This window comes from Gordonia sp. DT219 (genome assembly GCF_049847065.1).
In the GTDB taxonomy this organism is placed as follows: Bacteria; Actinomycetota; Actinomycetes; order Mycobacteriales; family Mycobacteriaceae; genus Gordonia.
In genome coordinates this window covers 30,759-57,190 of sequence record NZ_JBNCNR010000015.1, presented here as the reverse complement: position 1 = coordinate 57,190, position 26,432 = coordinate 30,759, and the positions used below count along the sequence as shown (strand labels likewise).

Sequence of the window (26,432 nt, the reverse complement as noted above, 5' to 3'; positions counted from 1 at the left end):
CCTGCACCCGGCCCGCCGGGACCGCAATTGTTGTTTGAGAACTTCATAGGGGCCTCGGCCCGCGCTTCGCCTAAACGCCCGGCACCTGCGCCAGCCGCACGAAGTCGTCGACGCCGAGCTTCTCGCCGCGGATCTGCGGGTCGATAGCCGCCGCCCGCAGACGGCGTTCGGCCTCCGCGGCCGAGCCGGCCCACCCGGCGAGCGCCGACCGCATCGTCTTACGGCGTTGCGCGAAGGCCGCGTCGATGACGGCGAAGGTTTTCGCACGCACAGCCGGGTCGTCGGGGTAGCGCGAATACCGTTGCACCCGAACGAGTCCCGATTCCACTTTGGGTTCGGGCCAGAACACGTTGCGGCCGACGGCGCCTGCGCGGGTGACCTCGCCGTAGTAGCGGGCTTTGACGCTGGGAATCCCATAGACGCGGCCGCCCGGCGGGGCGGCCAGCCGATCGGCGACCTCCGCCTGCACCATCACCAGGGCGGTGCGCAGGCTCGGGCACTCGCCGAGCAGATGCAGCAACACCGGTACGGCCACATTGTAGGGAAGATTGGCGACGAGCGCCGTCGGCGCCGCGGGTAGGTCGGCGGCACGCACCGTCATCGCATCGGCGGTGACGACCTCGAGTGCGTCCGCACGTCGCGGCGCGAACTGGGCCACCGTGGCCGGCAACCGCGCCGACAGCACCGGATCGATCTCGACGGCGATCACTCGGGACACCGTGCCCAGCAACGCGAGAGTCAACGACCCCAAACCCGGCCCGACCTCCAGCACGGTGTCATCGGGGCCCACCCCGGACGCGGCGACGATGCGACGCACCGTGTTGGCGTCATGGACAAAGTTCTGTCCGAGAGTCTTGGTCGGCCGAACCCCGAGTTCGGTTGCGAGCCCACGGATCTGGGCGGGCCCGAGCAACCGCACGGCCGGATCGGGCGCGCTGCTCTGCGCTTCGGGGCCCGTCGATGGGGAGCTCTCCGCCGGCGGGTTGTCGGCGGTCAGCGCAGACCCAGTCCGGATGAGCACGTCGGCCATGCACCCCAGCCCTGGGCGGCCTGGGTCTTCTCCGCGATGGCGATCTGCTCTTCGCGGGTCGCGAGATCCGGGCGCGGCGCGTACTCCTGACCGCCCCAGCGATCCCAGGTGTTCTGGTCGAACTGGATTCCGCCGTAGAAGCCGTTGCCGGAGTTGATCGCCCAATTGCCGGTCGACTCACACTGGGCAAGCGAATCCCACACCGATCCGGGCGCGACGAACGGCGCCCCGGGCTTGGTGCCGACACGAACGGTGGCCGCAACCGGTGCGGTGATGACGTCCTGACCGAGCTTGGTGCGCTTGACGACCTTGCCGTTGACCGTGGTGACCTCGTAGTGGACGTTGGCGCGTCCGGGCGTGCCGGGTTTGGCCACGACCCGGCGGCCCTTGGTCACCGTCGGATCGTCCTGGGTGATGTCGGGAGCGTTGACGTCCTCTTCGACCGTGGTCTGGTTGGTGCGGATACGCGTGACGGTGATGGTCGTGCCGTTGCCGACCTTGGCATCGGCGGCCGGCTCCACCTTGTCGGTGGCCTGAAGCGGCGCGCCGAGTCGCTGGAGCGCCTCGGCGACCGTCTCGGCCGGCACCGAGGTCTGGGTGCGGGTACCGCCGTCGAGAATGACGAGATTCTTCGGCAGCGTGACGTCGACGACCGCTCCCTTGACCGGGATCGGGCCGTTGGCGTTGAAGTTGGGATCGTCGGCGCCGTGGGCGAGACCCTGCTGGTTGAGCAACTCGTTGACGTTGACCGCAGTCGTCTCCACGACCCGGCGCTGTCCCTCGACGTCGAGGACGACCTGCTTCTTGCGATGGAAGGTGACCGTCTGGCCATCGGCGAACGACGAATCGGGAGCCGGCGACACGATGTCACCGTCCGCGGGGTGATAGCCCTGCGACTCGAGCAACGAGTCCACATTCATCGACATGGTGGCGACCTGGACCTTCTGCCCATCGACATCGATGGTGACGTTCTTGTGCATCGCCGCACCCGTGATGCCGCCGGCAGCGACGGTGCAGAGCACGGCACCGATGGCGACGCGCGCACGCATCGAATCCAGCACATGAATTTTCGCAAAAACAGACAAGATCAAGCATCCTGGTCGGGAACGTGGGCACCTCGCACCCGGCGCGTCGTGGCCGTTCAGGTCGGGCCCGCGGGCCGCTCCCCCGATGAACGGGCCACCGCCGGGGCGATGGATCACAATACGATAACGAGCCGGGATGATTACCGCAAAGGAAGTCGATACGCGCGTCGCGCATTCTCGCCCAGCGTCTGCGCCATCACGTCGTCATCCATACGGCGGACGTCGGCCAGTACCCGAGCCGTGTACGGCAGGCAATACGACTGATTGGGCTGGCCACGGTAGGGATGCGGGGTCAGAAAGGGTGCATCGGTCTCGACGAGGAGCTGGCCGGCGGGCGCCATGTGAGCTGACTCTCGAAGTTCTGCGGCATTGTTAAATGTCACAGTTCCGGCGAAGCTCAGAAAATATCCGCGATCTATGCATTCGCGGGCTACATTTCGGTCACCGGAGAAGCAATGCATGATCACGACGTCCGGGGAGCCCTCGGCCGCGAGGATGTCGAGCAGATCGCGGTCGGCCTCCCGATTGTGGATCATCAGCGGCTTGCCGATCCGCTTGGCCAGATCGATGTGCCACGCGAAGGCCGCCTTCTGCACCTCCGGCGGTGCCGCCGACTCCGACTTACCCGGCCAGTAGTAGTCAAGGCCCGTCTCCCCGATCGCCACCACCCGCGGATCGGCGGCCATCTGCTCGAGTTCGGCCCGCGCCGCGTCGTCGAGTTCGGCGGCGTGGGTCGGATGCAGGGCGACGGCGGCGAACGCGCGGTCGTCCCACCGTGCGGCATCGAGGGCCCACCGGGCGTCGACCATGTCGTCGGCGACGGTGACCGCCTGCCCGACCCCCACCGCCTCGGCCCGATCGAGTATCGCCCGCACCGACTCGGGGTCCCGGCCACCGCAGGCGGCCAGGTGGGTGTGGGCATCGACGAGCCCGGGCAGCGGCGCCGGGTCGGGCGGCGGCTCCCGGCGACGCCGACGCTTGGCCTCCTTGGCGCTCTCGGTCTTCATCGAAGCACTGTCGGTGTCTTGTGAAGCACTGTCGGTGTCTTGCGAAGCGCTGTCGGGGCTCTGCGAAGCACTGTCTGCAGGGTGGGTCACAGCTCGACTGTGCCCGCGATGACCGTCGCGCTCAAACCGCCGATCCAGATGTCGGCGCCGTCGTCGAGCACGTGGATCCGCCCGGCGCGGCGCAGTGCGCTGCCCTGCGCGGCCACATAGGAGTCGGGGGCCAGTCCGGCGCGGCGCAACCAGACCGCCAGACCCGCATTGAGGGACCCGGTCACCGGGTCCTCGTTCACGCCCACCCCGGGCGCGAAGGCACGCACCTCGAAAGCCGGCGTATCCGGCCCGTCGGGATAGGCGCCGACGAGGCCCACCTCGCGATCGCCGAGCGCGGCGAAGTCAGGTCGCACGTCGAGCACGCGTTGCGCCGAGTCGAGACGCAACGCCATCCACTGCGGACCGTTGACGACCCACTCGGCGTCGAGTACCTGCTCGCCGTGCAGCCCGATCGCGGCGATCACCTCGGCGCGGGTGGCGTCCTCCACCGGCCCGGTCCGGGTCAGCGGCGGCGCGGCGAACGCCAGCCGCGCACCGTCACGGCGGATCCGCACCAGACCGATTCCGCATTCCTGCACGATGTGCTCGCCGGCCGCGGTACCGCCGGCCTGCAACCACGCGGACGCCGACCCGAGCGTCGGATGACCGGCAAAGGGCAGCTCTCCGCCGGGCGTCCAGATTCGCAACCGGTAGTCGGCGGCCGGGTCGGTCGCGGGCAGCACGAAGGTCGTCTCCGAGAGGTTCGTCCAGCGGGCAAAAGCCGCCATCTGTTCGTCGGTGATCCCGTCGGCGTCGACGACGACGGCCACCGGGTTACCGGAGATGGGTTCGGAGGCAAAGACATCAACCTGTGCGAAACGACGAGACATGGCCCCATCGTTCAGCATTCGCCGTCGGCTCGTCCACACGTTTGTCGTCGGCGGGCGACACACGCAGGTTCGGCTTCTCTCGCATACCGAGCCCCATGCGTCGCCGACGGGTAGCGTTGCCAATCGTGTTGGGTTTGCCAGATTCGGTCACCGTCGGCCTCTTTGACCTCGACGGGGTCCTCACGAGTACTGCCGTCCTTCATCGCAAGGCGTGGAAGACCGCGTTCGATGCCTACCTGCGCGAGCAGGTGGGCGAGGACTTCACGCCGTTCACCGAGCAGGACTACCTCGACTACGTCGACGGTCGTCCACGTGATGACGGCGTGCGCGCCTTCCTCACCGCCCGCGGAATCGACGACGTCGACGCGCACACCGTCGAGACCATCGGCGGCGGCAAGAACGAGATGTTCCTCACCGAACTCGAACGCGGCGAGGTCAGTCCCTACCCTGGTTCGGTGCGCTACCTACAGGCCGCGCAAGAGGCGGGATTGCGGATCGCGGTGGTGACCTCGTCGAAGAACGGTGCCGCAGTACTCGATGCGGCCGGCTTGTCCACGTTCGTCGAGGTACGTGTCGACGGACTCGAAACCGCGGCCGCGGGACTGCGCGGCAAACCCGCGCCCGATTCGTATCTTCTCGGCGCGCAACGCATGGGCGTCGAACCGGCAGCCGCCGCCGTCGTCGAGGATGCGATCTCGGGAGTACAGGCCGGCGTCGCCGGCCACTTCGGCTACGTCGTCGGCATCGACCGGGTCGGCGGCACCCAAGCCGCATCGATGACCGCAGCCGGAGCGTCCATCGTCGTCAACGATCTCGAGGAATTGCTGACCACATGAGCACCAGTGAGAACGTCTTCGGATTCGACGTCAACCCGTGGCAGTTGCGCTGGCGGGGACTCGACGTCGACATGCTCGGCCGGACCGAGACGCTGTTCGCCCTGTCCAACGGACATATCGGGCTGCGCGGCACCTTCGAGGAGGGCGAGCCCGTCGATCACCCGGGCACCTACCTGAACGGCTTTTACGAGCAGCGCGGGCTGCCCTACGCCGAAAGTGGTTACGGCTACCCCGAATCCGGGCAGACGGTCGTCAACGTGACCGACGGAAAGATCATCCGTCTGCTCGTCGAGGACGAGCCGATGGACCTGCGCTACGGGCGCACCGTCGAACACGAGCGGGTGCTCGACTTCCGTACCGGCACGCTGCGGCGCAACACCTTGTGGACCTCCCCCACTGGGCGCACGGTCCGCATCAAATCCGAGCGACTGGTCTCGTTCACCAAACGCACCATCGTCGCGATCCACTACGAGGTGGAGCCGGTCGGCGAGGACATGAAACTGGTACTGCAGTCGGATCTGCTTGCCAATGAGCCGATCCCGACGCCGGGTAACGATCCACGGCTGGCCGCGGCGCTGGATCAGCCGTTGGTCTCGGATCTGGCCACCTGCCGCAACTATTGGGGCATCCTCGTCCACCACACCAAGAAGTCCGGCCTGCATGTGGCCGCCGGAATGGATCACCAGATCGAATTCCCGGACCGCGCAGACACATTCATCCGCGCCGACGGAGATCTCGCACGCCTGACGGTGGCCGCGAACGTACCCGAGGGCACCCGCCTGAGCCTGACCAAGTACATCGGATACGGCTGGTCGGCCCGTCGCTCGGTGCCGGCGTTGCGCGCCCAGGTCGACGCCGCGCTGGCCATGGCGATGGAAACCGGCTGGGAGTCGTTGAAGGCCGACCAGGTCGCCTACCTCGAGGACTTCTGGCGCGACGCCGACGTCGAACTCGACGGCGATCCCGAACTGCAGCAAGCGATTCGGTTCGCACTGTTCCACGTGTTGCAGGCCGGGGCCCGGGGCCAGTCCCGCGCCATCCCGGCCAAGGGCCTCACCGGCCCCGGCTATGACGGCCACACCTTCTGGGACACCGAGAGTTTCATCCTGCCGATGCTCACGTACACGGTGCCCGCGGCGGCCGGCGAGGAGTTGCGCTGGCGCCACGCCACCATGGACAAGGCCAAGGCGCGGGCGGCCGAACTCGCCCAGCGCGGGGCGATGTTCCCGTGGCGCTCGATCAACGGCGACGAATGCTCGGGGTATTGGCCTGCGGGCACCGCGGGCGTCCATGTCAGCGCCGACATCGCCAACGCCACCGGCCGCTATCTGCGGGCCACCCATGACGAAGAGTTCGAAACCGAGTGCGGTGTCGAGCTCCTCGTCGAGACCGCCCGATTGTTCGCCGGGCTCGGACACCATGATGTGAACGGACACTTCCGCATCGACGGCGTCACCGGCCCCGACGAGTACACCGCCGTGGTGAACAACAACGTCTTCACCAATCTTGCTGCCCAGCAGAACCTTCGGGACGCGATCTCCGCGGTGCACCGGCGGCCGGATGTGGCGCGGGAGCTCGGCGTCACCAATGCCGAGACGGCACACTGGGAGTCGTGCGCCGACGACATGGTGCTGCCCTACGACGAGGCACTCGGGGTGCACCAGCAGTGCGAGGCGTTCACCCTGCTGGGCGCATGGGACTTCGAGGCGTCGATCGGCAAGTACCCGCTGCTGCTCAACTATCCGTACTACGAGCTGTATCGCAAGCAGGTCGTCAAACAGGCGGACCTGGTGTTCGCGATGTACATGTTCGGCGAAAGCTTCACTCCGGAACAGAAACTGCGGAACTTCGACTACTACTACCCGTTGACGGTGCGCGACTCGTCGCTGTCGGCATGCTGCGAGGCGATCACCGCCGCCGAGGTCGGCTACCCCGATCTGTCCTACGACCTGCTCGTCGAATCGGTGTTCACCGACCTGCACGACCTGCACAACAACGTGGCCAGCGGCCTGCACATCGCCGCACTGTCCGGGGCGTGGATGGACTGCGTCGCCGGATTCGGCGGCATGCGCGACTTCGGCGGCAACATCACCTTCGCGCCCCGCCTGCCGTCGCGGCTGGACTACCTGTCGTTCCGCATGATCGTGCGCGACTCGAAGCTGGTGGTCGCCATCGACAAGACCTCGGCCACCTACCGGCTGCTGTCGGGACCCGAGATCGATCTGGCCCACCACGGCGAGAAGTTCGTCCTCACCGAGAACACCCCGGTCACCATGCCGATCAAGGAGATCCCATGGCGGGAGCCACCGAAGGCGCCGCCCGGCTGCGAGCCGTACCGTCGTCAGGTCTGACGGTCAATGCGTCTGTGCGGCTTGCGGATCGGGAACGACGTAGAGTTTGGCGAGCTCTCCGAGTTCGCGAAGCACCCGCTTGGACGATTCCGCCCACGGCATGAGGATCGGGAAGACGTGGAACATGCCGCGCTCCTCCATCGCACTCACCGGCACTCCCGCGGCGCGCAGATTCTCGACGAACTGGCGGATGCCGTCGCGGAACATCTCCGCCCCGCCCCAGCACACGAATGTCGGTGGGAACCAGTCGGGATCGGGCGTACCGTGCACGACCGAGACCCGGTCGTCGTTGGGTTGCACCCCACGCAGGTAGGGAGCAACGGGGATGCTCCACGGCAGGATGTCGTGCTGCGCGTTGTTCACGATCGAATCCTGATCGAGGTCGAGATCGATCTCCGGTGAGAACAGCGCCATCGCGGCCGGTTTGGGCAGGTCGTGATCACGCAGGTGGGTGATCAGCGAGGTGGCCAGCCCGCCGCCGCCGGAGTCGCCGGCGACGATCAGATGGTGCGGGTCGACGCCCCGCTCGAGCAGTCCGCGATACACCTCGGCGGCATCGAGAATGCCTGCCGGGAACGGGAATTCGGGGGCCATGCGATAGTCGGCGATGAAGATCTCGCATCCGGACAGGCGCACGAGGGCGGCCGCGAACGCTGCGTACATCATCGGCGTGGTGCCGATGTATCCGCCGCCGTGCAGGTACAGGACCGTTCCCTCGATGGCCTTCTTCTCATCGCTGTCCTCGACGTACGAGTCGGTGCTGTCCTTGGCCCGGCACCAGATGCCGCCCACCCCACCGATCTCGTCCTCGATGATCTCGACCTTGCCCGCGAGTCCGACGACCGGCGGCAGCACGAGCGTGCAGACGTCGTCGAGAAGCTTCTCCACCGAGCGGAACTCCTCGATCGGCAATCCCATCGAATAGCCCATGAACGAGCGGATGGTCTGGCGGGTCACTGTCTGGCCCAGGTTGTCGAGGAGTCCGCCGGGCCCGCTGAACGGTTTCTGGAACGGCACCCGGGCCAATCCGTTGAGCAGGCTCTCGGCCAGCCCGGTCACCGCCAGCACACTCACCGGCCCGGACGCCGTCTGGACCTCGGGACGATCGGCCATCACCATACGTCCAGCCTAGGCGGCCGTCGTCGGCGCCGGCCGGCCCGGTTCGCCCGATCCGGGCGGGGACGGTTCAGTGCGTGGGCTCGGCGTCCGGGTCGGGCGTGACGTGGCGGTCGATGAAGGCATCGAGTTCGCGGTAGACCTCGTGCGAACTCTCCGCCCACGGCATCAGGATCGGGAAGACGTGGAACATGCCCCGCTCCTCCAGCGACGTCACCTCGATGTCGGCCTTACCCAGGGACGCCACGAAGGCACGGATCGGGTCGCGAAACATCTCGTCGCCTCCCCAGGTGACGAAGGTCGGCGGAAACCATGCCGGATCGGGCTCGGCATTGACCATCGAGACCCGGACGTCGTCGGGTGAAACCCCATGCAGGTAGGGAGTGACCGGCACATTCCACGGCAGGATGTCGGTCGTGGCGTTCTCGGTGACCGAGGGATAGTCGAGGTCGAGGTCGACCTCCGGCGAGAACAAGGCGAGCGCCGCCGGCCGCGGCAAGTCGTTGTTGCCCAGGTAGCCGACAAGCGAGGTGGCAAGTCCGCCGCCACCGGAATCCCCGGCGATCACCAGGTGGTCGGCGTCGACGCCGCGCTCGAGCAGACCCCGGTAGACGTCGGCGGCGTCGTGCACACCGGCCGGGAAGGGGAATTCCGGCGCCATCCGATAGTCGGCGATGAACACCTCGCAACCGGTGCCGCTACACAGCGACGCGGCGAACGCGGAGTACATCATCGGTGTCGTCCCGATGTAGCCGCCGCCGTGCAGATACAGAATGGTGCCGTCGATCGTCTTCTTGTCCGACGCGTCGTCGACGGCGTCGTCCGAACTCGCCCGCGACCGCAGCCACAATCCGGGCACGCCACCGATCTCGTCATCGGTGACCTCGACGTCGTCGGTGAGGTGGATGAACGGCGGGATGACCACCCGGCAGAGCTCGTCGAGAACCTTCTCCATCGAGCGGAACTCCTCGATCGGCAGCCCGACGATGTAGCCCATGAACGAGCGCACGGCCTGCCTGGTGACGGATTGTCCGACGTTGTCGAGGAGACCGCCGGGCCCCTGCCAGAAGCGCCGGAACGGCACGCGCGCCAGTCCGTTGAGCATGTTGTCGGCGAGCCCGACCAGGGTCAGCGCCGTCAACGGCCCGGATGCGGTCTGGACTTCGGGACGATCGGCCATCACCATGCGGACAGCGTATCCGCCCCGACGCAAGGTGGGCGGCCGTCGTGGATCCACGCCGGGGCCGTGGCAGGTGCGCCGGTGCCCGACCGCGCGACGCCACGTATCCTGGCAGCCACTATGCCCAGTGATCTGACCAGCACCGACACCCCCGCTTCGGATGCCACCGCGTCATACGGCGCAGGCCACCCGTACTACATCACCACCGCGATCGCCTATCCCAACGGCGCACCGCACATCGGGCACGCCTACGAGTACATCTCCGCCGACGCCCTCGCGCGCTTCAAGCGGCTCGACGGGTTCGACGTCCGGTTCCTCACCGGCACCGACGTACACGGGCAGAAGATGCAGCAGACCGCGGAGAAGGAGGGCATCCCCACCGCGGAGCTCGCCATCCGCAATTCGGATCGCTTCCAGGCCACGCAGGATCGGCTCGGCTCCAGCTACGACCGCTTCATCCGGACCTCCGACGAGGACCACCAGCGCGCCTCGGCCGCGATCTGGGAACGGATGACCGCGGCCGGCGACATCTACCTCGACACCTATTCGGGCTGGTACGACATCCGCGACGAGATGTTCTACGCCGCCGCCGACACCGAGGTGAACGAGGCGGGCGAGCGGGTGGCCACCGACACCGGCCACGTGGTCACCTGGACCGAGGAGCAGAGCTTCTTCTTCCGGCTCTCGGCCTATCAGGACAAGCTGCTCGACCTCTATGAGAACCACCCGGAGTTCGTCGGACCCGATGTGCGCCGCAACGAGGTGATCAGCTTCGTCAAGGGCGGCCTGACCGATCTGTCGGTGTCGCGCACGACGTTCGACTGGGGTGTCCCGGTCCCCGGCCATCCCGATCACGTGATGTACGTCTGGGTCGATGCCCTCACCAACTACCTGACCGGGGTGGGATTCCCGGACGACACAGCAACTTTCGAGCGGTACTGGCCCGCCGATCTGCATGTCATCGGCAAGGACATCATCCGGTTCCACTGTGTCTACTGGCCGGCGTTCCTGCTGAGCGCCGGGATTCCGCTGCCCAAACGTGTGTTCGCCCATGGGTTCTTGTTCAACAAGGGCGAGAAGATGAGCAAGTCGGTGGGCAACGTCGTCGACCCCGAGAACCTCATCGACGAGTTCGGGCTCGACCCGGTGCGCTACTTCTTCCTGCGCGAGGTCTCCTACGGGCAGGACGGTTCGTATTCGGCCGAGGCGATCGTCTCCCGGATCAATGCCGATCTCGCCAACGAATTCGGCAATCTGGCGCAGCGGACCCTGTCGATGGTCGGAAAGAACTTCAACGGAACCGTCCCCGCCCCGGGCGATTTCACCGATGACGATCAGCGACTCCTCACCGCGACCACCGAACTGCTGCCGAAGGTGCGCGCACACTTCGACGCGCAGGCCATCCACCTCGGGCTCGAGACCCTGTGGTCGACGCTGGCCGACACCAACCGCTACATCTCTGCCCAGGAGCCGTGGAAGTTGGCCAAGACCGACCTCGACCGCACCGGCACCGTGCTCTACGTGTGCGCCGAGGTGGTTCGCGTGGTGGCGCTGCTGGCCCAGCCGGTGCTGCCGACGTCGTGCGGAAAGCTGCTCGATCTGCTCGGCGTCGGCGCGCAACGCGACTTCGCCGCCGTGACGCAGCGCCTGGTGCCGGGCACCGAGCTACCCAAGCCCACACCGGTTTTCCCGCGCTACGAAGCCTGACCGAGCGGGATGACCGCGACCGCGCTCGACGTGCTGCGCGCGCTCTACGCCCACACCCGTCGGCACGGGTTGCCGCCACCGGCGGCGCTGATCGGCGACTGGTGGGGTGCCGACGCGGTGATCGCGCCCTCGATCGAGATCCGCGCCGGGCTGACCCCGGACGCCGGCGCCGACCGATTCTGGCTGGGCTACTGCGGTTTCGGCGGTCCACGAGCGACCGCGGCGATGCTCCCGCCGGGTGCGGGCGGGGTCACCGCTCATCTGTTGGTGCTGCGAGAGGGCCGGTGGGACACCGTGTCCGTCGACGGGTCGGCGCCACCGGGGTGGGTCGTCGACGCCGTCGCGGGAGCGTCGGCGACGCTGCCGACCGGGGCGGCGTGGGCCACGACGTGGGTTGCACCGGACCACGACCACCATCTCGCGGCGATCGAGAAGTGCCTGGACGCCATCCGGGCCGGCGAGATCTATCAGGCGTGTGTCTGCACCCGGTTCACCGGTCGGCTCGACGGCGACCCGATCGACTTCTATCACGACGTGGCCGCCACCACCCGGCCCGCGAAATCTGCTTTTCTGCAGGGTGATTGGGGTGCGGTGACGAGCTTTTCGCCGGAGAGCTTCCTGCGCCGGACCGGCAACATCGTGACGTCGTCTCCGATCAAGGGCACGATCCCCGCCGACGCCGACCCGGGCCTGTTGTCGGCGTCGACCAAAGACATTGCCGAGAACGTGATGATCGTCGACCTGGTCCGCAACGATCTCGGCCGCGTCGCGGTCACCGGGTCGGTGCGCGTCACCGACCTACTCGAGGTCGTCGCGGCGCCCGGGGTGTGGCATCTGGTGTCGACCGTGCAGGCCATCGTCGGGCCGGATCTACTCAATACCCGACTGCTCGACGCCACGTGGCCGCCGGCGTCGGTCACCGGGACCCCGAAGATCCGGGCCGCCGCACTGCTCGAGGAGTGGGAGGCACATCCGCGCGGAGCATATTGCGGCGCAGTGGGTTTGGCGGGCCCGGACGGTCTCCTCGATCTCAGTGTCGCCATCCGCACGGTCGAGATCTCCCCCGCCGGCCGACTCGAACTCGGCGTCGGCGGCGGCATCACCATCGACTCGATCCCCGAACGCGAATGGCAGGAGTGTCTCGACAAGGCCGCCAGCATCGTCGGAGCCCGCGCGCTCACCCGGGATAGGTGACGACGGTCTCGCCGGTGTGCGGACTCCGCCAGGTGATGGTGCGATCGGCGCGCATGGTGGGTATCCACAGGCCCATGTGTTTGCGGTGGTGGTCCGGTGTGCACAACGCGGCCAGGTTGAATTCCACGGTCCAGCCACCGTTTTCGGGGTCGGCGTTGCGGAATTTGACCACGTGGTCGATCTCGCAGTCGGCGGCCGGTTTTCCGCACCCCGGATAACGACAGATGCGGTCGAGGGCGACGATCTTCTCGATCATCCGGCGAGACGGCCGGTATCGGAGTGCTCCGGGTGGCGGCAGACTCTCGCCGCCATGGCCGGTGGAGTCGACCGGCGGCGCCAACCCATGGTCGGCGACCAGAGCGGCCCGCTGCCAGGTGGCGAGATCCTCGCCGAGCGCCCAGAGGTACTCGTCGAGCGAATCACTGCTGCCACTCGGATATGCGAAGGTGGGGCCGCCGATCGCCGTGGCGGCGCCGGAGCCGATCAGGTCGACGGCGTGCGCGGGGTCGATCGCGCCGAACCCCTGCAGACGCGGCGCATGCCGGCCGGTGGGGTCGGTGATCACGGTCAGCGCGGTCTGTTCGCCCACAGCGGTTTCTGACGGAACGGGCTCGGGGCCAGCGGATTCGGATTCGGCAGGTTCGGATTCGGCTCGGGGCTCATCGGGGAGGTCGTCATCGTGGAGGTCGTTCATCCACTCGGGCATCGGCTCGGGGATTCTGCCTGCGCAGCCCTCGCGTCCACATTTGCATGCGAGCCGGTAGCCGGGCATCCCCTGGATCTCCCGGAGTGCATCCACCTGGCGGACGCCTGCCGGGCGTGGGTCGTCGGCGCACAGCCGTTCCTCGATGAGTGCCGAAATACGTTGTCGCAGGTGCACTCCGACCTCGGCGGGCACGTTGGCGTTGAGCTGGGCGTGGCCGTTGGCGTCTTTGCGTACGGTGACGTGCTGGCGATCTCGGGCATGGTCGCGGCGCCCGGCGGCGGCGAACTCGGGGGCCAACGCGATCACCATCTCGGCGAGGCGTTCGCGGAGTACCGAATCGTGCACCGGACCGTCGGCCATGGCGATCGCGAGGCGTTCGGCGTGGTCACGGATCTGCTGCTCGTCGTCGGTGCGGTCGGGCAGCACCGAGAGTTCCTCGACGATGATCTGGGTGCGGCGGATGGCGAACCGCCCGGCCATGAAGGCGTCGAGTAGTGCCGGGAAGACGCGGAGTGCGCTCGCCAGGAACAACCAGGAACGGGCTTGGGTGCGTGAGATACCCAGGCGCACCGACACTTCACCGACGATGGCCTTGTCGGCCAACTGGTCGATATGCGGGTGTCCGAGCCGGTCGGCGAACGACAACTCGTCGAGGACGGCCGCCGCCAGCCGATCTGCGAGGAACACCGTCCGTGCGGCATTCTGATATTGCAAGGTCTGGATCTCGCGGGTGGCCGCGGTGACATCAGTGGACGACAGACCGTCGATCGCCGACAGGTCGGCCTCGGAATCGGTATAGCAGAACAATTCTCGAGTGATCATCACCGCTCACCTCCCCCCGATCCGCGTGTGGAACAGTCTCCATTCTACGAAGGGGGTCCGACAGAATTGCGCAACGAGTGGCTTCGACGCCGATCCACCACCCCTGAGCGACAAACTCTGAGCGACAAGCGAATATAACCTGCGCCTATAGCGACGAACACGACAATAATCGGCTCGACCGTCGCCATAGCCGCACGCTATATTTCCGAAGCCCCGCAGCTGTGCCGATCCACGGACCCTCACCTGCGCGCGGCGAGCACCGCCTCGTAGACCTCGCGGCGCGAGGCGATGGTGCCCTTGACGACCTCGGCGCAGGCTTGCTTCAATCGCATGCCGCCGTCGGCGAGTGCGGCCGCACGCGCGACGAGGTCGTCGAGTTCGGGTTCGACGGGCAGCGCCCCGGAGAGCACCACGGTGATCTCGCCGCGCACCCCGTTCGACGCCCACTCGGCGAGTTCGGCCAACGACCCGCGGCGCACCTCCTCGTAGGTTTTCGTCAGTTCGCGGCACACCGCCACCCGGCGCTGTGGGCCGAGCACCTCGACCGCGTCGGCCAGGGTGTCGGCGAGCCGATGGGGCGATTCGAAGAACACCGCGGTCCGCGGCTCGTCCCGCAGCGACGCCAGCCAGTCGCGGCGCGCACCCGATTTGCGCGGCGCGAAGCCCTCGAAACAAAAGCGTTCCGACGGCATCCCCGACACGGCCAGCGCGGTGGTCACCGCCGACGGCCCGGGCAGTGCGGTGACCGGCAATCCAGCATCTGCGCACGCCACCACGATGCGATATCCGGGATCACTCACCGAGGGCATCCCCGCGTCGGTGATGAGCAGCACCGTCGCGCCACCGGTGATGGCCTCGACGAGGCGCGGTGTCCGGGCCGCCTCGACCTGGTCGTAATAGCTGATGAGTTCGCCGGTCATGGTCACGTCGAGGCCGGCGGCCAGTGCGCGGGCGCGACGGGTGTCCTCGGCGGCGACGATGTCGGCACTCCGCAGGGCCTCGACGAGTCGCGGGGAGGCGTCGTCGTAGCGGCCCATCGGTGTGGCCGCGAGGACCAGCGCGCCCGTCGGCAGCGTCGAAGTCATGCCCGCAAGCGTACGGCTCCCACGCCGCCGGGCACCCGACCATTACGATCGGTCCCGTGACCCTCACTGCCGGCGACGTCGCCCTGCGCGACCGACACCACAGCGCCGAGATCACCGCGTCGGCACATCCGACGGCTCCGACCGCCGGTCCGCAGATCCCCGCCCCACTCTTCGGTGCGCCCGACCGGGTCCGGGGACTGATCGTCGGGCTGGTCATCACGCTGGCGGCCACCATCACCCGGTTCTGGTCGCTGAGTTCGCCGACCGATGACGGCACCCCCATCTTCGACGAGAAGCACTACGTGCCGCAGGGCTGGCAGGTGCTGACCGGCGGTAACTGGATCGAGGACAACCCCGCCTACGGGCTGGTGGTGCATCCGCCGGTCGGCAAGTGGATGCTCGCGATCGGCGAGTCCATGTTCGGCTACACGCCACTCGGCTGGCGGGTGATCTCGGCGTTGTCGGGGATCGCGATCGTGGTGATGATCTATCTCGCCGTCCGGCGGATGACCCGGTCCACGCTGATCGGTGCGATCGCCGGCGTCTTCGCCATCTGCGACGGGGTGCTCGTCGTCCAGTCGCGGCTGGGCATGCTCGACATCTTTCAGGCCCTGTTCGTCGTCGCCACCTTCACCGCCCTGATCGCCGACCGCGACCAGGTGCGGGCCCGCATGCACAAGGTGTATCTCGAGGGCCGGATCAACGACTCTGTGTACGGCCCACGTCTGGGCTTTCGTTGGTACCGCTTCACTGCCGGGGTGATGCTCGGGCTGACCTGCGGCACAAAGTGGTCTGGCATCTACTACGTGGTGTTCTTCGTGCTGCTCTCGGTGGGCTTCGACGTCGCCGCGCGGCGCGCCTACCACGTGCAACGTCCGTGGCTGGGCACCCTGCGCCGGGATGTGGTGCCGTCGGGGATGAGCCTGGCAGTCATGCCGGTGGTCATCTATCTGGCCACCTTCATCCCCTGGTTCTCCAGCGAGACGTCGGTATATCGCTATCAGGTCGGCAACACCATCGGCACCGACGGCCCCTGGTCGTGGCTGCCGGGGGCGTGGCGCTCCCTCTGGTACTACGAGGCCGGGGTCCTGAGTTTCCACCAGCATCTGACCAATTCGGCGGGCAATCACCACCCGTGGGAGTCCAAGCCGTGGACGTGGCCGATGAGTCTGCGGCCGATGCTGTACGCAATGGAAAACGGCCCCGATCAGTGCGGTGGCGGGGAATGTGTACGTGCGCAGATGCTGATCGGTTCACCCGCCATGTGGTGGCTGGCGGCGCCGATGTTGCTGTGGGGCCTGTGGTCGTGGTTCGTGCGGCGCGACTGGCGCTACGCCGCGGTGGTCAGCGCCTACGCCGCGGGCTACCTCCCCTGGTTCATCGAACTCGACCGCCAGATGTACTTCTTCTACGCGACGGCCCTCGCGCCGTTCCTGGCAATGGGGCTGGCCCTGTGTTGCGGCGACATCCTGCGCGGATCGAGACGGGCGGTCCCGGGCGCCAGACCCGAACGGCAGATGCTCGCGGTCATCGTGGTGGCGATCTACGTCGGGCTGGTGGTCGCCAACTTCGTCTGGCTGTGGCCCATCCTGACCGCCTCGCCCATCTCGCCGACGATGTGGCGCCAGGAGATCTGGCTGCCGAGCTGGGGCTGAGGACCGGCGGACGCGGATCGTGTCCGGACGAGGTGAGATTCAACTCCGGCCCAATGCCCGGAGCATCAGGCCAAGGATCGCATCGTCGTCGAAACCGAACTCCCGCAGCCGTTTCAGGTGTTCGATGGTCGCGTTTTGCGCAGCCGCGAGGGTCGCATCGGGCCCGGCCTTGATGAAGGATCCATGTCGCCCGCGGGTCTCGATGACCCCGGCCGCCTCGAGTTCGCGATAGCTGCGGGCGACCGTATTGGGCGCCAGCTGCAGATCGGCGGCCAGGGCCCGCACCGTCGGGATCCGCGCTCCCACGAGCAGCCGTCCGGTTCCGATCAGATCGATGACGCCGAGCCGGATCTGCTCGAACGGTGGCCGCGCGCTCTCGGGGTCGATCGAGAGCAGGCCGGCGAGGTCGATCGGGGTTCTCGGATCGGTGCTCATCGGTGCTCAGATCTCGTCGCGGGCCAGCGGGCAGGCCATACAGCGCGGGCCGCCCCGCCCGGCGTCGAGTTCGCTGGCATCGATCTCGATGACCTCGATCCCCGAATCGCCCAGGCGCCGGTTGGTGTCGGAATTGTGCCGATACGACACGACGACGCCGGGGGCGATGGCGAGGGTGTTGCTGCTGTCGTTCCATTCGCCGTTGTCGGTCACGCCCACGGCGATGTCGGGGTCGAGAAACCGGATGCGCTCGCGACCCATCGCCGCCGCGGCAGCCTCGGCGAACGGCCGGGCCGGCGACACCGCCACCCCACCTACTCCGTCGTCGTGAACAGTAAAGGCGGACATGTCATCTGCCATCGCAGGATGGACGACCATGGCATCGGTGTCGACCATGGTGCACATCGTTCCCAGGTGCATGAACACCCCGGAGCGGTGCATCGGGATGGCCAGCACCGTGTGGGCGAGGTCGTCGGCGAAGAGACTGTGGGCGAGCGCCTCGGCGCCGGCCGGGGTGGTGCGCTCCCCCACCCCGACCGCGACCACCCCGGGGGCGAGCAGCAACACATCACCGCCCTCGACCGGCGCCACCCGGGATTCATAGGCGCGTCGGGCGCCCAAGAATCTCGGGTGGTGGGCGTAGATCAGGTCGACGAGTGAGGCCTCGCGTGCGCGCGCCCGCCGCGCCAGTGAGGAAATCGCGAATCGCGACCGGATCCAGAACGAGCTGTCGCGGCTGTAGATCAGGTTGGGCAGCGGATCGATCGCGAAATCGTCGCCGTGATGCATCTGGCGGACGAGCGACGACGAGGTCGACACCGAGATGTCGGGGAGCTCGCCGAAGGTGATTCCGGCGGTGAGGATGCACGCCAGATCGGCCGCAGGCAACGTGCGCAGATATTTGCCGAGTTCTGCGCCGAGGTGCGGCCCGAGGCGCCGCACGCTCACCGCCGCGGTGATCCCCTGGATGCGGGCGGCCCCACTGTGTTCGATCGCCTCCACCAGCAGATCGCCGAGCAGCAACACCTCCACCCCGCGCTCGCGCAGTGCACCGGCGAAGGCGTCGTGTTGCTCGCGCGCACGCACCAGGTCGGGCGCCCGGCCGAAGAGGTATTCGGCGCTGTTCGCCGCGGACAGGCGTGCCAGTTCCGGTCCCGGACGGTGCAGCATCACCGTGCGCAGCCGCCCCACCTCGGTGGTGCACCCCAGGGCCGGTGATTCGGTTCCGGTGCGGGCTGCGGGCGCCGGGTGTGCCGGTCCGGTCGCCATGGGGTCAGCTGTCGCCATGGGGTCAACGTTAGTCCGGTGGCGCCGGCGATTCCGGATCGGAGAGCTTGGCCGGTGCACCGACCACGTCCGGTGCGGTCTCCCGCGCGAACAGCCACAGCACGACGGCGACGGCGGCGACCGCCGCGGTGAGCACAAACGCCGGGCCGAACCCGACGGCGTCGGCCACATATCCGACGATCACCGGACCGCCGATGGCTCCGAGGTCCGACGACATCCCGTAGGCGGCCAGTGCCGACCCGCCCTGCTGCCGGGTACCAAGCACGTCGGCGAGCGCGGCCTGGTGGGTCGGCGCAAACAATCCGGAGCCGACCCCGGCAACCACCGACAATGCCAGCGCCACGGCCACATTCGGCGAGAACCCGAGCAGCGCGGTGGCCACCGCCATGATCACCAGGCCCGGCAGCATGACCGGGCGCCTGCCGTATCTGTCGGAGAAACGGCCGGCGATCAGGATCGCGATGACGTTGCCGACCGCATACACCGCGAGCACTATCCCGGCCATCGCCGGGCGCTGGCCGAGCCCGTCGGTGATGAACAACGGCACGACAGCCACCCGCACCCCTGTCGACGCCCAGCCCTGGGTGAAGTTGGACGCGAGGATGGCACGGTAAGTGTTGTCGCGCAGCGCCGTCCGCAACGACATCACGCCATGGCCGGCACCGGCCTCGGTGGCCGGTGGGGCACCGTACCCGCGTAGTTGGGTCGCCACCACCAGCGACGCGATCAGCAGCGCGACGGCGTACACCACGAACGGCATCCGCAGCCCGAACCCCAGCAGCGCGGCACCCACCAGCGGCCCGGTGATGTTGCCCAGCAGGAAGCCGGCCGAGAACGCCCCGGCGACGCGCCCACGGATCTCGTTGGGCGACAGTCTGATCAGCAACGCCATCGCGGAGACGGTGAACATCGTCGACCCGATGCCGCCGAGCCCCCGGAAGATGAGCAACTGCACATAGCTCTGGGCGAAGGCGCACGCAAGTGTGCTCGCGGCGACGATCAGCAGGCCGCCGAGGTAGATCCGGCGCTCCCCGAGGACCGTGACGAGGCGGCCGGTGGCCGGTGCGAACAGCAACCGCATCACCGCGAACGCCGACACGACCGCCGACACCGCGGTGTATCCGACGTCGAAGCTCCGCGCGAAGCTCGGCAGGGCGGGGGCGATCAGGCCGAACCCGAGCGCGATCACCACATTCGCACTCAGCAGCACCCATAATCCGCTGGGGATCTGCCTCATCGGTGGGTGACGAGGTTCGGCAGATCGGCCATGGGCTCAGCCTAGTGGCGCAGTTTTCCGGCCCGGCCATGGCCGGTGGCGCGGCCGATCCGACGGCGACGTGCTAGTCCTCGAGCAGCCGGCGCGGTCCGGGGCCCTGCCGGTTGAGTTCGTCGCCGGGGTTGAGCAGATGGCAGGCGCTCAGCGACAGACAGCCACAACCCACACACGAGCCGATCATGTCGCGCATCTTCACCAGCAACGCGATGCGGTGATCGAGGTCGTCGATCCACCGGGTGGACGCCGCCTCCCACATCGCCGTCGACGGCGATTCGGTGTCGCCGAGTTCGGCGAGCACCTCGGCGATCACCGCGAGCGGGATTCCCGCCGTCTGCGAGGCCCTGATGAAGGCGACCCGGCGCAGCATCGCGCGGTGATAGCGACGCTGGTTGCCTGCGGTGCGGCGGGCGAAGATCAGACCCTGTTCCTCGTAGTACCGCACCGCAGACGGGGCGATCCCGGCCCGCAGGGCGAGCTCCCCGACCGAGAGCTCGATCTTCTTGAGTCCCATACGAACCGGCTCTGGAGATCAGCTGCGGACGACCATGACCGGCAGGTGCGCCTGATGCAGGATCTTCTGGCTGGTCGAGCCCAGCAGCAGCCCCCGGAATCCGCCGCGGCCACGGCTGCCGACGACGACGAGTCCGGCATCATATTTCTCCGCGGCAGCCAATACGGCCTTCGCCGGCTCCTCGGGCAGCACCTCGCGCACCACCTCCACATCGGGGTACTCCTGGCGGAACCCGGCCAGCCGCTCGGCGACCGCGGCCACGGCGTCCTCCGACATCCGGTCCACTTCGCCGGGCTCGATGCCGTAGCCGTGCAGTGCATCGGCGTCGAGCGGGGTCCACGTGTGCACGGCGATGAGCCGGGTGTTGCGCAGCGACGCCTGCCGGAACGCCTCTTTGATGGCACTGTCGCTGACCGGCGAATCATCGATGCCGACCACGACCGGCGCGGTGGGTTCCGACGGCCCGCACACCACGACGACGCGGCCGTGCGAGTGGGCGGCCACCGTGACGCTCACCGAGCCGAGGAACAGTCCCTTGATGCTGCCCAGGCCGCGGGTACCGAGCACGATCGCGGCCTCGTCCTTGCCGAGTTCGAGCAGTACGCGCGCGGCGTCGCCGTCGACGATCGAGGCGTGGACCGGCACGCCGGGCGCGGTCTGCTCCGCGAGCGTGGCGGCCGCATGCACGGCATCGGTGGCGTCCTGGCGGATCGCGTCGATGACGTCCTGCGGGATGATCAGGCCGGGCGCGTAGTCGCTCGTGCTCGCGTCATAGACACCGACCAGTTTGAGTTCATGCCCCTCGAGATTCGCCGCGGCCGCGGCCCACTTGACTGCAGTGGCCGACGCCTCCGACCCGTCGACGCCGACGAGAATTGCGCTCATTTTTGTGTCATCTCCTTGTCGCGAACATCCGTGGACAACCTTTCACCTCTCATCCTGCCACGAGCTTGACTGGTGGGTAATGAGAAGAAAGTCCTGAACATCCCCGGTTTCGGTGTGATGTGTAGAGTCGGGAACAACCGTGTCGTACACCACCGAGGATCTGATCGGCACCACTGATGAGCCCCGACGAGCATCCACCGCCTGAGCCCGGCGAACCGCCACCGATACGTCAGGCGGTGACCTACGGGGCGGTGGTCATCGCTCTCGGAATCGCCACCCTCGTCGTAGCCCTGCTCTCCGCCGATGGACTGCGCACGGTGCTGGTGATCGCCGCTCCCCTGGTCGTCGGGGTCGGCGGGCTCGGGGCGCTGTGGCGGACCTTCACCGTGTGGCGCGCCGGGGGACGCTGGCAGGTGTGGCAAGGCGCGGCCTGGTTCCTGCTGGCACTGTTCGTCGTCTTCCTGTTCAGCACGGGCCCGGCACTGGTCGGTTGAACAGTGCACGCCCCCGCGACGGGCGATGTTCACCGGCTACACTCGTACCGCAATGGCTCAGGAGCGCAACGGGAGCGAAAACGTGACGCAGGGCGATGACGCGGACACCCCTTCCGGCCCCGCCACCACCCATCCGCAGGCGCCACCGAACCTCGGCCAGCTCCGCCCCGAAACCGTGTTCGCCGGCTACCGCATCGATCATGTGCTCGGACACGGCGGCATGGGCACCGTCTACGTCGCCGCACATCCACGCCTGCCGCGCCTCGACGTCTTGAAGCTCCTCAATCCGTCGTTCTCCAGCGATCCCAGTTTCCGGGCGCGCTTCGAACGCGAGGCCGACCTCGCCGGCAGCCTCGAGCACCGCAACATCGTGTCGGTGTACGACCGGGGCGTCGACGACGGCCAGCTGTGGATCGCGATGCGTTATGTTCGCGGCTACGACGCCTCGGCACTGATCCGCGGCCGGCCGGCCGGCGTCGACCCGGCCTTCGCGGTCCACATCATCAGCGAGATCGGTACCGGTCTCGACCACGCGCATCGGCGCGGCATGGTGCACCGCGATGTCAAACCGGCCAACATCCTGATCGAATCCGACGACGACGGCACCACCGGTGCCATCATGCTGACCGACTTCGGCATCGCGCGCGCCGTCGACGACGCCATGCACCTCACCGACACCGGTCTGACGGTGGCGTCGGTGCCCTACGCCTCGCCCGAACAACTCCACGGCTACGAGCTCGACGGCCGTGCCGACATCTATGCACTGGCGTGCACCTTTGTCGAATTACTCACCGGGGCACCACCTTTCCCACGTGACAATCGCCTGGCCGCGATGAGCGCACACCTGCACGACGCTCCGCCGTCGGTGCGCGAACGTGTGCGGTCATTGCCTGCCGACCTCGACTCCGTGCTCGCGATCGCCCTCGCCAAGGAGCCCGATCAGCGGTACCGCACATGCGCAGAGTTCTGTTATGCCGCCGCGGTGGCGATCGGCCTGAACCCGCCCCCGGCGTCACCGCTGTCGGCGGGCATGCGCACCGCCCTCATCACCTCCGGAAACTCGTCGAATCCCGGTGTGGCAGCGCATAACACAGCACCGAGCGGACCCCGGCACACGCCGACCTCGGTTGTTTCCGATCCCCGCTTCTCCGATCCACGCTTCGCGGCCCCCGGCACCGGGGGTCGGGTGTTCGCCCCCGCCGGCAACCCGGACACCGCCACCCAACTCGTGGGCAACCGCGCGCCCGCACCCGTCGCCCGCCCACGCGCGAGTGATCACCGCAAGACGACGATCCTGGTCTCGCTCGCAACCGTGCTCGCGCTGGTCGGTGTGATCGCCGGCGTGCTCGCCTACCTGAATCGCCCGAACACCGGAACCTGGCCCGCGGCAACCGAACCCATCGCGCAACAGTTCTCCGCCCTCCTGCCTGCCGGCCCCGGGGCGCAGGGCTGGGGGGATGCGGACTGCACCACGTCCGCCGACAACGGACTCGACGCGATCACCTGTTCGGCCCAGTCAGGGGTGCACTACACGGTGACGCACACCCCGACACCGCAGTCGAGGGCCGTCGTACTCGATGCACTCGGCAATCAGCCGGGCACCCCGCGCATCTGGTCGGAGGGGTCGGTGGCGGTCTCGGCCGACGCCGTTGCCAACGGTTGGGTGGTCACCACATTCGCCGACGCCGCCCGCGCGCCGTACACCGTCGTCGCCACCTGGGCAGGCCACACCGGTCAACAGGTACTCGACGAATGGTGGCGCAACGCACCGTTCGGTAGCTGAGCTGCCGAGGCCGGCCCCGGCTCGCTAGGGCGCGAGCCGATCGATGCGCTCGGCGACCTGACCCGCCGTGGCCGGACGTTCGCCGGAGAGCGCAAGGCAATTGGCGATCAGAGCACGTTCGTCGCGACTGAGATTCTCCGACAACGCAGGCGGGTTCGACAGCGCCGCACGGATGGCCAGCAGCGGCTGCGTGTCGGGCACCGCCCCGTACACGCCCTGACCGGTCAGCGCCCGATGCAGCACCGCACCGAGCGACCAGATGTCGGTGGCCCGCGACGGCACATCGCCGGCGAGCAACGCCGGGTCCATATAGGCGACGGCGCCGGGCTGGGCGAAGCTCGTGATCGGTTCATCAGCGGCCAGCACGCGGGCCAGCCCCAGGTCGGAGATCTTGCCGCCGTGCACATTCGGCTTGTCACCACCGGCGAGCATGACACTCGACGGCGTGATGTTGGCGTGCGCGATTCCCGCCTCGTGTAGTGCGTCCACCCCCCGCGCGGCGTCGGCGACCGCGGCCAGCGCCGCCGCCCGCGAGAGCGATCCGGTGGGCGTCTGCAACGAACCGAGCGGAAAGTACTCCATCGCATACATGAACTGTCCCTGCAGAACTGCGTCGTACAGGGACGCCAGATAGGGCGAGCGCACCGCGGCGAAGGCACGCAGTTCCCGCACGCCACGACGGTAGGCGTCGTCGCTGCATACCCCGCTGAACACCTTCAGCACGACCCGGTCGGTGTCGAGGCCGAGGCGCTGCGGCGGCACCGCGAGGTAGAAGGTGCCGTTGCCGCCCTCGCCCAGTCGGTGCAGGACGGTGAAGTCCGCCAGCTCTTGTGGAACGTCGAGTGTGGCCATGTCAGTGCCTCTCCGGAGACGCAGTGGGTGTCGACGCGAAAGATGCGGGCGCCGTCGATGTGGACCCCACCGGGGTAGGTGCGGTGGGCGTGGTCGGTGCCGCGGCGATCTGCGCGCGATCAGCCGCGAAGCGGATGCCGATCCGCTCGGACAACGATTGCTCGCTCGTGCCGGTGTGGTCGATGACCGTGTAGGCGGCCGGTGCGGTCACGGACTGTGCCCCGGCGGGCACGAGGAGCAGTGTCCCCGGATTCGTCAGAAGGTCGGAGTGCGTCGAAACCGTAACCTGCACACCGAGTTCGGCCAACGGAGCGAGATCCGCGGCCAGCCGACGGCGTGACGAGGCAGTGACCACCGTCAGCGCGGCACCGCTCGGCTGCGCCAGAGCGGCCGACAGGAACACCGCGGTACGGCCCGATCTGCTGTCGGTACAGGCGCATACCAGCGGCGCGGCGCCGGGCACGACGCCGGGCACGACGCCGGGAGCGGGCGCTTCGTCGACGACGAGGACCGGCGCGCTGGTGATCGCTGCGGCCATCTCCCGGCACCGTGTGTCGATGACGACGACGTCGACGGCCGCGTTGGCGGCCATCTGTTCGAGGTCGGCGGGCGGGTCGATTCCGAAGCGGCACAACACCGAGACCGACCCGACGCCGGCAAGCCGACTACCCAGGTCGGTGAGCTTCTCGACCGCCGACGCCATCGCCGACAGGTCCGGCACCAGCGGCACGCCGAGTTCCAGTCGTTCCGAACGCGGCGCACTCGGCAGCACGCCCGCGATGACCACGTCGGTCCCGGCGCCGGCGGCGAAGGCACGTCGGTGCCGGCCGAGTAGTTCCTCCACGTCCGCATCGAGGTCGGCGACCACGATCATCGTGCGCGCTGCCGTACCGACGGCCAATGCACGACGCTCGGCGGCGGCGATGTCGCGCGCCACCACCGAGTCCGGGTAGACCAGCCGAAGCAGCGGTTCGGTGAGGATGGTGGTGACCAACGCCATCACCACCATCATCGCGAACAGTTCGTCGGACAGGACGCCGAGTTCCTTACCGGCGGTGAGGATCACCAGCTCGGTGAGACCGCGCGTGTTCATCAGCACCCCGATCGCCGACGCCTGCCGCGACGGGATCTTCGAGAGCCGGGCACCGGCGAAGGCGCCGGCGAACTTGCCGACGATCGCGACCACGAGGATCGCAGGTAACTGCCACCAGCCGTTCGACCCGATTCCGGCGAGGTTCACGGCGAGGCCGGTGATCACGAAGAACATCGGCAGCAACAGCAGCACACTGACCTGCTCGAGGCGTTCGAGGATCTCCCGGGTGAGGGTCTCGCCGCCGGCCTTGGGCATGATCGCGCCGAACACGAAGGCACCGAAGATCTGGTGAATGCCGATGACATCGGTGGCCGCAGCCGACAGCAACAGCCCGATCAGGACCACGGCGAGCACGTCGGGAGTCATGCGACCGGCACGCTCGCGCCAGGCCAGCAGCTTACGAAGCAGCGGGCGCACCACGAGAAACATCACCGCGACGTAGACCGCGGTCAGCCCGATGATCCGCGCGACCGCGAGCGGACTGCCACCCTGGATCACGGCGATCACGAAAGCCAATGCGGTCCAGGCGATGATGTCGTCGACAGCGGCCGCGGCCAGGCTGAACACGCCGGGCGGCGTGCGTTGCATCCCGCGATCGGTGAGGATGCGGGCGAGCACCGGAAAGGCGGTGATCGACATGGCGATACCGAGGAACAGGGTCATACCCAGCAGGCCGATCCGTTGCCCACCGACCACCTCGTGGGATGGGTAGAGCGCCACGGCGAGCCCGGCACCGAGTGCGAACGGCAGCACGATCGAGCACACCGAGATGGTTGCCGCGGAGCGCTCCCGGCCGGCGATCAACCGCATGTCGAGTTCGAGGCCGACGATGAACATGAACAGGACGAGCCCGATCTGGGCGAGGGCTTCCAGCAGCGGTCGGACCTCGGTGGGAAACAGCACCTCGGTCGGATTGCCCGGGAGCAGGCCGAGCAGGCTGGGGCCCAGGGCGATGCCCGCCGCGATCTCCCCGACCACCGCCGGCTGCCGGCACGCCTGCGCGATGCGTCCGCCGATACGCGCCGCCACGATCACCACCGCGACGTCCAACAGCAGAAACGCCACCAGATGTTTGTCCATCAGACCGACCCCCACGCCCTCTTCGTCACCCGCGCCATACTC

Annotated in this window: 22 protein-coding genes; 7 read left to right on the top strand and 15 right to left on the bottom strand. The window is 68.0% G+C overall.

The window, feature by feature from the left end:
- Nucleotides 1–70: 70 nt before the first annotated feature.
- The 4 genes from rsmA to ACPXB3_RS16655 all read right to left on the bottom strand — a co-directional run bounded on the left by rsmA (nt 71) and on the right by ACPXB3_RS16655 (nt 4,042).
- Entirely contained in the window at nt 71–1,030 is a 960-nt protein-coding gene (rsmA, locus tag ACPXB3_RS16670; protein ID WP_425728545.1) for a 16S rRNA (adenine(1518)-N(6)/adenine(1519)-N(6))-dimethyltransferase RsmA, read from the bottom strand.
- Nucleotides 994–2,079, bottom strand: a complete 1,086-nt coding sequence (locus ACPXB3_RS16665; RefSeq protein ID WP_425704809.1) for a transglycosylase family protein — start codon at nt 2,077–2,079, stop codon at nt 994–996. Before ACPXB3_RS16665 ends, rsmA begins: the two co-directional genes overlap by 37 nt.
- Before the next feature lie 176 nt (nt 2,080–2,255).
- Nucleotides 2,256–3,122, bottom strand: a complete 867-nt coding sequence (locus tag ACPXB3_RS16660) for a TatD family hydrolase (protein ID WP_425704810.1) — start codon at nt 3,120–3,122, stop codon at nt 2,256–2,258.
- 86 nt (nt 3,123–3,208) lie between these two features.
- Nucleotides 3,209–4,042, bottom strand: a complete 834-nt coding sequence (locus tag ACPXB3_RS16655; protein WP_425728543.1) for a PhzF family phenazine biosynthesis protein — start codon at nt 4,040–4,042, stop codon at nt 3,209–3,211.
- Nucleotides 4,043–4,137: 95 nt separating this feature from the next.
- Here ACPXB3_RS16655 and ACPXB3_RS16650 point away from each other — a divergent pair, with 95 nt between their 5' ends.
- Both ACPXB3_RS16650 and ACPXB3_RS16645 read left to right on the top strand, forming a co-directional pair.
- Nucleotides 4,138–4,878, top strand: coding sequence for an HAD family hydrolase (locus ACPXB3_RS16650; protein WP_425704812.1), 741 nt, complete (start codon nt 4,138–4,140; stop codon nt 4,876–4,878).
- A complete protein-coding gene (locus ACPXB3_RS16645) occupies nt 4,875–7,229 on the top strand; it encodes a glycoside hydrolase family 65 protein (RefSeq protein ID WP_425728541.1) in 2,355 nt (784 codons plus the stop codon). Before ACPXB3_RS16650 ends, ACPXB3_RS16645 begins: the two co-directional genes overlap by 4 nt.
- Nucleotides 7,230–7,232: 3 nt before the next feature.
- Here ACPXB3_RS16645 and ACPXB3_RS16640 read toward each other — a convergent pair whose 3' ends face one another.
- Entirely contained in the window at nt 7,233–8,348 is a 1,116-nt protein-coding gene (locus ACPXB3_RS16640; protein ID WP_425728539.1) for an alpha/beta hydrolase, read from the bottom strand.
- A gap of 67 nt (nt 8,349–8,415) precedes the next feature.
- Nucleotides 8,416–9,531, bottom strand: coding sequence for an alpha/beta hydrolase (locus ACPXB3_RS16635; protein ID WP_425704815.1), 1,116 nt, complete (start codon nt 9,529–9,531; stop codon nt 8,416–8,418).
- 114 nt (nt 9,532–9,645) lie between these two features.
- Here ACPXB3_RS16635 and metG point away from each other — a divergent pair, with 114 nt between their 5' ends.
- Both metG and ACPXB3_RS16625 read left to right on the top strand, forming a co-directional pair.
- A complete protein-coding gene (metG, locus tag ACPXB3_RS16630) occupies nt 9,646–11,232 on the top strand; it encodes a methionine--tRNA ligase (RefSeq protein ID WP_425704816.1) in 1,587 nt (528 codons plus the stop codon).
- A 9-nt stretch (nt 11,233–11,241) separates the two neighbouring features.
- Nucleotides 11,242–12,426, top strand: coding sequence for an aminodeoxychorismate synthase component I (locus ACPXB3_RS16625; protein WP_425728537.1), 1,185 nt, complete (start codon nt 11,242–11,244; stop codon nt 12,424–12,426).
- Here ACPXB3_RS16625 and ACPXB3_RS16620 read toward each other — a convergent pair.
- Together ACPXB3_RS16620 and rsmI are read right to left on the bottom strand one after the other, a co-directional pair.
- Nucleotides 12,410–13,954 (bottom strand): hypothetical protein, encoded by a 1,545-nt coding sequence (locus tag ACPXB3_RS16620; RefSeq protein WP_425728535.1) that lies wholly within the window; start codon nt 13,952–13,954, stop codon nt 12,410–12,412. The genes ACPXB3_RS16625 and ACPXB3_RS16620 overlap by 17 nt on opposite strands.
- Nucleotides 13,955–14,193: 239 nt before the next feature.
- On the bottom strand, nt 14,194–15,039 hold the full coding sequence (rsmI, locus tag ACPXB3_RS16615) for a 16S rRNA (cytidine(1402)-2'-O)-methyltransferase (RefSeq protein WP_425704819.1): 846 nt from the start codon (nt 15,037–15,039) through the stop codon (nt 14,194–14,196).
- Nucleotides 15,040–15,149: 110 nt separating this feature from the next.
- Between rsmI and ACPXB3_RS16610 the strand changes: the two genes are divergently transcribed.
- Nucleotides 15,150–16,694: a dolichyl-phosphate-mannose--protein mannosyltransferase gene (locus tag ACPXB3_RS16610; RefSeq protein ID WP_425728581.1), complete on the top strand. Its 1,545-nt coding sequence runs from the start codon at nt 15,150–15,152 to the stop codon at nt 16,692–16,694.
- Between the two features lie 39 nt (nt 16,695–16,733).
- Here the strand turns inward: ACPXB3_RS16610 and ACPXB3_RS16605 are convergent, their stop codons facing one another.
- The 5 genes from ACPXB3_RS16605 to ACPXB3_RS16585 form a co-directional block, all read right to left on the bottom strand.
- Nucleotides 16,734–17,129, bottom strand: a complete 396-nt coding sequence (locus ACPXB3_RS16605; protein ID WP_425728534.1) for a GntR family transcriptional regulator — start codon at nt 17,127–17,129, stop codon at nt 16,734–16,736.
- 6 nt (nt 17,130–17,135) lie between these two features.
- Nucleotides 17,136–18,398, bottom strand: a complete 1,263-nt coding sequence (locus ACPXB3_RS16600) for an arginine deiminase (protein WP_425728579.1) — start codon at nt 18,396–18,398, stop codon at nt 17,136–17,138.
- 28 nt (nt 18,399–18,426) lie between these two features.
- On the bottom strand, nt 18,427–19,653 hold the full coding sequence (locus ACPXB3_RS16595) for an MFS transporter (protein WP_425728532.1): 1,227 nt from the start codon (nt 19,651–19,653) through the stop codon (nt 18,427–18,429).
- 103 nt (nt 19,654–19,756) lie between these two features.
- Nucleotides 19,757–20,203, bottom strand: a complete 447-nt coding sequence (soxR, locus tag ACPXB3_RS16590; RefSeq protein WP_425728531.1) for a redox-sensitive transcriptional activator SoxR — start codon at nt 20,201–20,203, stop codon at nt 19,757–19,759.
- 18 nt (nt 20,204–20,221) lie between these two features.
- The gene (locus tag ACPXB3_RS16585; protein WP_425704823.1) at nt 20,222–21,088 is read right to left on the bottom strand and encodes a universal stress protein; all 867 of its coding nucleotides are present in this window, start codon (nt 21,086–21,088) and stop codon (nt 20,222–20,224) included.
- A gap of 176 nt (nt 21,089–21,264) precedes the next feature.
- Between ACPXB3_RS16585 and ACPXB3_RS16580 the strand changes: the two genes are divergently transcribed.
- The gene (locus tag ACPXB3_RS16580) at nt 21,265–21,582 is read left to right on the top strand and encodes a hypothetical protein (protein ID WP_425704824.1); all 318 of its coding nucleotides are present in this window, start codon (nt 21,265–21,267) and stop codon (nt 21,580–21,582) included.
- 52 nt (nt 21,583–21,634) lie between these two features.
- Nucleotides 21,635–23,365: a protein kinase domain-containing protein gene (locus tag ACPXB3_RS16575; RefSeq protein WP_425728529.1), complete on the top strand. Its 1,731-nt coding sequence runs from the start codon at nt 21,635–21,637 to the stop codon at nt 23,363–23,365.
- 24 nt (nt 23,366–23,389) lie between these two features.
- On the opposite strand, the gene ACPXB3_RS16570 is transcribed toward ACPXB3_RS16575, so the two are convergent.
- Together ACPXB3_RS16570 and ACPXB3_RS16565 are read right to left on the bottom strand one after the other, a co-directional pair.
- The gene (locus ACPXB3_RS16570) at nt 23,390–24,217 is read right to left on the bottom strand and encodes a protein kinase domain-containing protein (protein WP_425704826.1); all 828 of its coding nucleotides are present in this window, start codon (nt 24,215–24,217) and stop codon (nt 23,390–23,392) included.
- 1 nt (nt 24,218) lies between these two features.
- A complete protein-coding gene (locus ACPXB3_RS16565) occupies nt 24,219–26,390 on the bottom strand; it encodes a cation:proton antiporter (protein ID WP_425728577.1) in 2,172 nt (723 codons plus the stop codon).
- Between the last annotated feature and the right edge of the window lie 42 nt (nt 26,391–26,432).

Bases quoted from the DNA above. Each gene is read 5' to 3' on its own strand.
- rsmA (WP_425728545.1), bottom strand. From the start codon at position 1,030: ATGGCCGACGTGCTCATCCGGACTGGGTCTGCGCTGACCGCCGACAAC.
- ACPXB3_RS16665 (WP_425704809.1), bottom strand. From the start codon at position 2,079: ATGCGTGCGCGCGTCGCCATCGGTGCCGTGCTCTGCACCGTCGCTGCC.
- ACPXB3_RS16660 (WP_425704810.1), bottom strand. From the start codon at position 3,122: ATGAAGACCGAGAGCGCCAAGGAGGCCAAGCGTCGGCGTCGCCGGGAG.
- ACPXB3_RS16655 (WP_425728543.1), bottom strand. From the start codon at position 4,042: ATGTCTCGTCGTTTCGCACAGGTTGATGTCTTTGCCTCCGAACCCATC.
- ACPXB3_RS16650 (WP_425704812.1), top strand. From the start codon at position 4,138: ATGCGTCGCCGACGGGTAGCGTTGCCAATCGTGTTGGGTTTGCCAGAT.
- ACPXB3_RS16645 (WP_425728541.1), top strand. From the start codon at position 4,875: ATGAGCACCAGTGAGAACGTCTTCGGATTCGACGTCAACCCGTGGCAG.
- ACPXB3_RS16640 (WP_425728539.1), bottom strand. From the start codon at position 8,348: ATGGTGATGGCCGATCGTCCCGAGGTCCAGACGGCGTCCGGGCCGGTG.
- ACPXB3_RS16635 (WP_425704815.1), bottom strand. From the start codon at position 9,531: ATGGTGATGGCCGATCGTCCCGAAGTCCAGACCGCATCCGGGCCGTTG.
- metG (WP_425704816.1), top strand. From the start codon at position 9,646: ATGCCCAGTGATCTGACCAGCACCGACACCCCCGCTTCGGATGCCACC.
- ACPXB3_RS16625 (WP_425728537.1), top strand. From the start codon at position 11,242: ATGACCGCGACCGCGCTCGACGTGCTGCGCGCGCTCTACGCCCACACC.
- ACPXB3_RS16620 (WP_425728535.1), bottom strand. From the start codon at position 13,954: ATGATCACTCGAGAATTGTTCTGCTATACCGATTCCGAGGCCGACCTG.
- rsmI (WP_425704819.1), bottom strand. From the start codon at position 15,039: ATGACTTCGACGCTGCCGACGGGCGCGCTGGTCCTCGCGGCCACACCG.
- ACPXB3_RS16605 (WP_425728534.1), bottom strand. From the start codon at position 17,129: ATGAGCACCGATCCGAGAACCCCGATCGACCTCGCCGGCCTGCTCTCG.
- ACPXB3_RS16600 (WP_425728579.1), bottom strand. From the start codon at position 18,398: ATGGCGACCGGACCGGCACACCCGGCGCCCGCAGCCCGCACCGGAACC.
- ACPXB3_RS16595 (WP_425728532.1), bottom strand. From the start codon at position 19,653: ATGAGGCAGATCCCCAGCGGATTATGGGTGCTGCTGAGTGCGAATGTG.
- soxR (WP_425728531.1), bottom strand. From the start codon at position 20,203: ATGGGACTCAAGAAGATCGAGCTCTCGGTCGGGGAGCTCGCCCTGCGG.
- ACPXB3_RS16585 (WP_425704823.1), bottom strand. From the start codon at position 21,088: ATGAGCGCAATTCTCGTCGGCGTCGACGGGTCGGAGGCGTCGGCCACT.
- ACPXB3_RS16580 (WP_425704824.1), top strand. From the start codon at position 21,265: ATGAGCCCCGACGAGCATCCACCGCCTGAGCCCGGCGAACCGCCACCG.
- ACPXB3_RS16575 (WP_425728529.1), top strand. From the start codon at position 21,635: ATGGCTCAGGAGCGCAACGGGAGCGAAAACGTGACGCAGGGCGATGAC.
- ACPXB3_RS16570 (WP_425704826.1), bottom strand. From the start codon at position 24,217: ATGGCCACACTCGACGTTCCACAAGAGCTGGCGGACTTCACCGTCCTG.
- ACPXB3_RS16565 (WP_425728577.1), bottom strand. From the start codon at position 26,390: ATGGACAAACATCTGGTGGCGTTTCTGCTGTTGGACGTCGCGGTGGTG.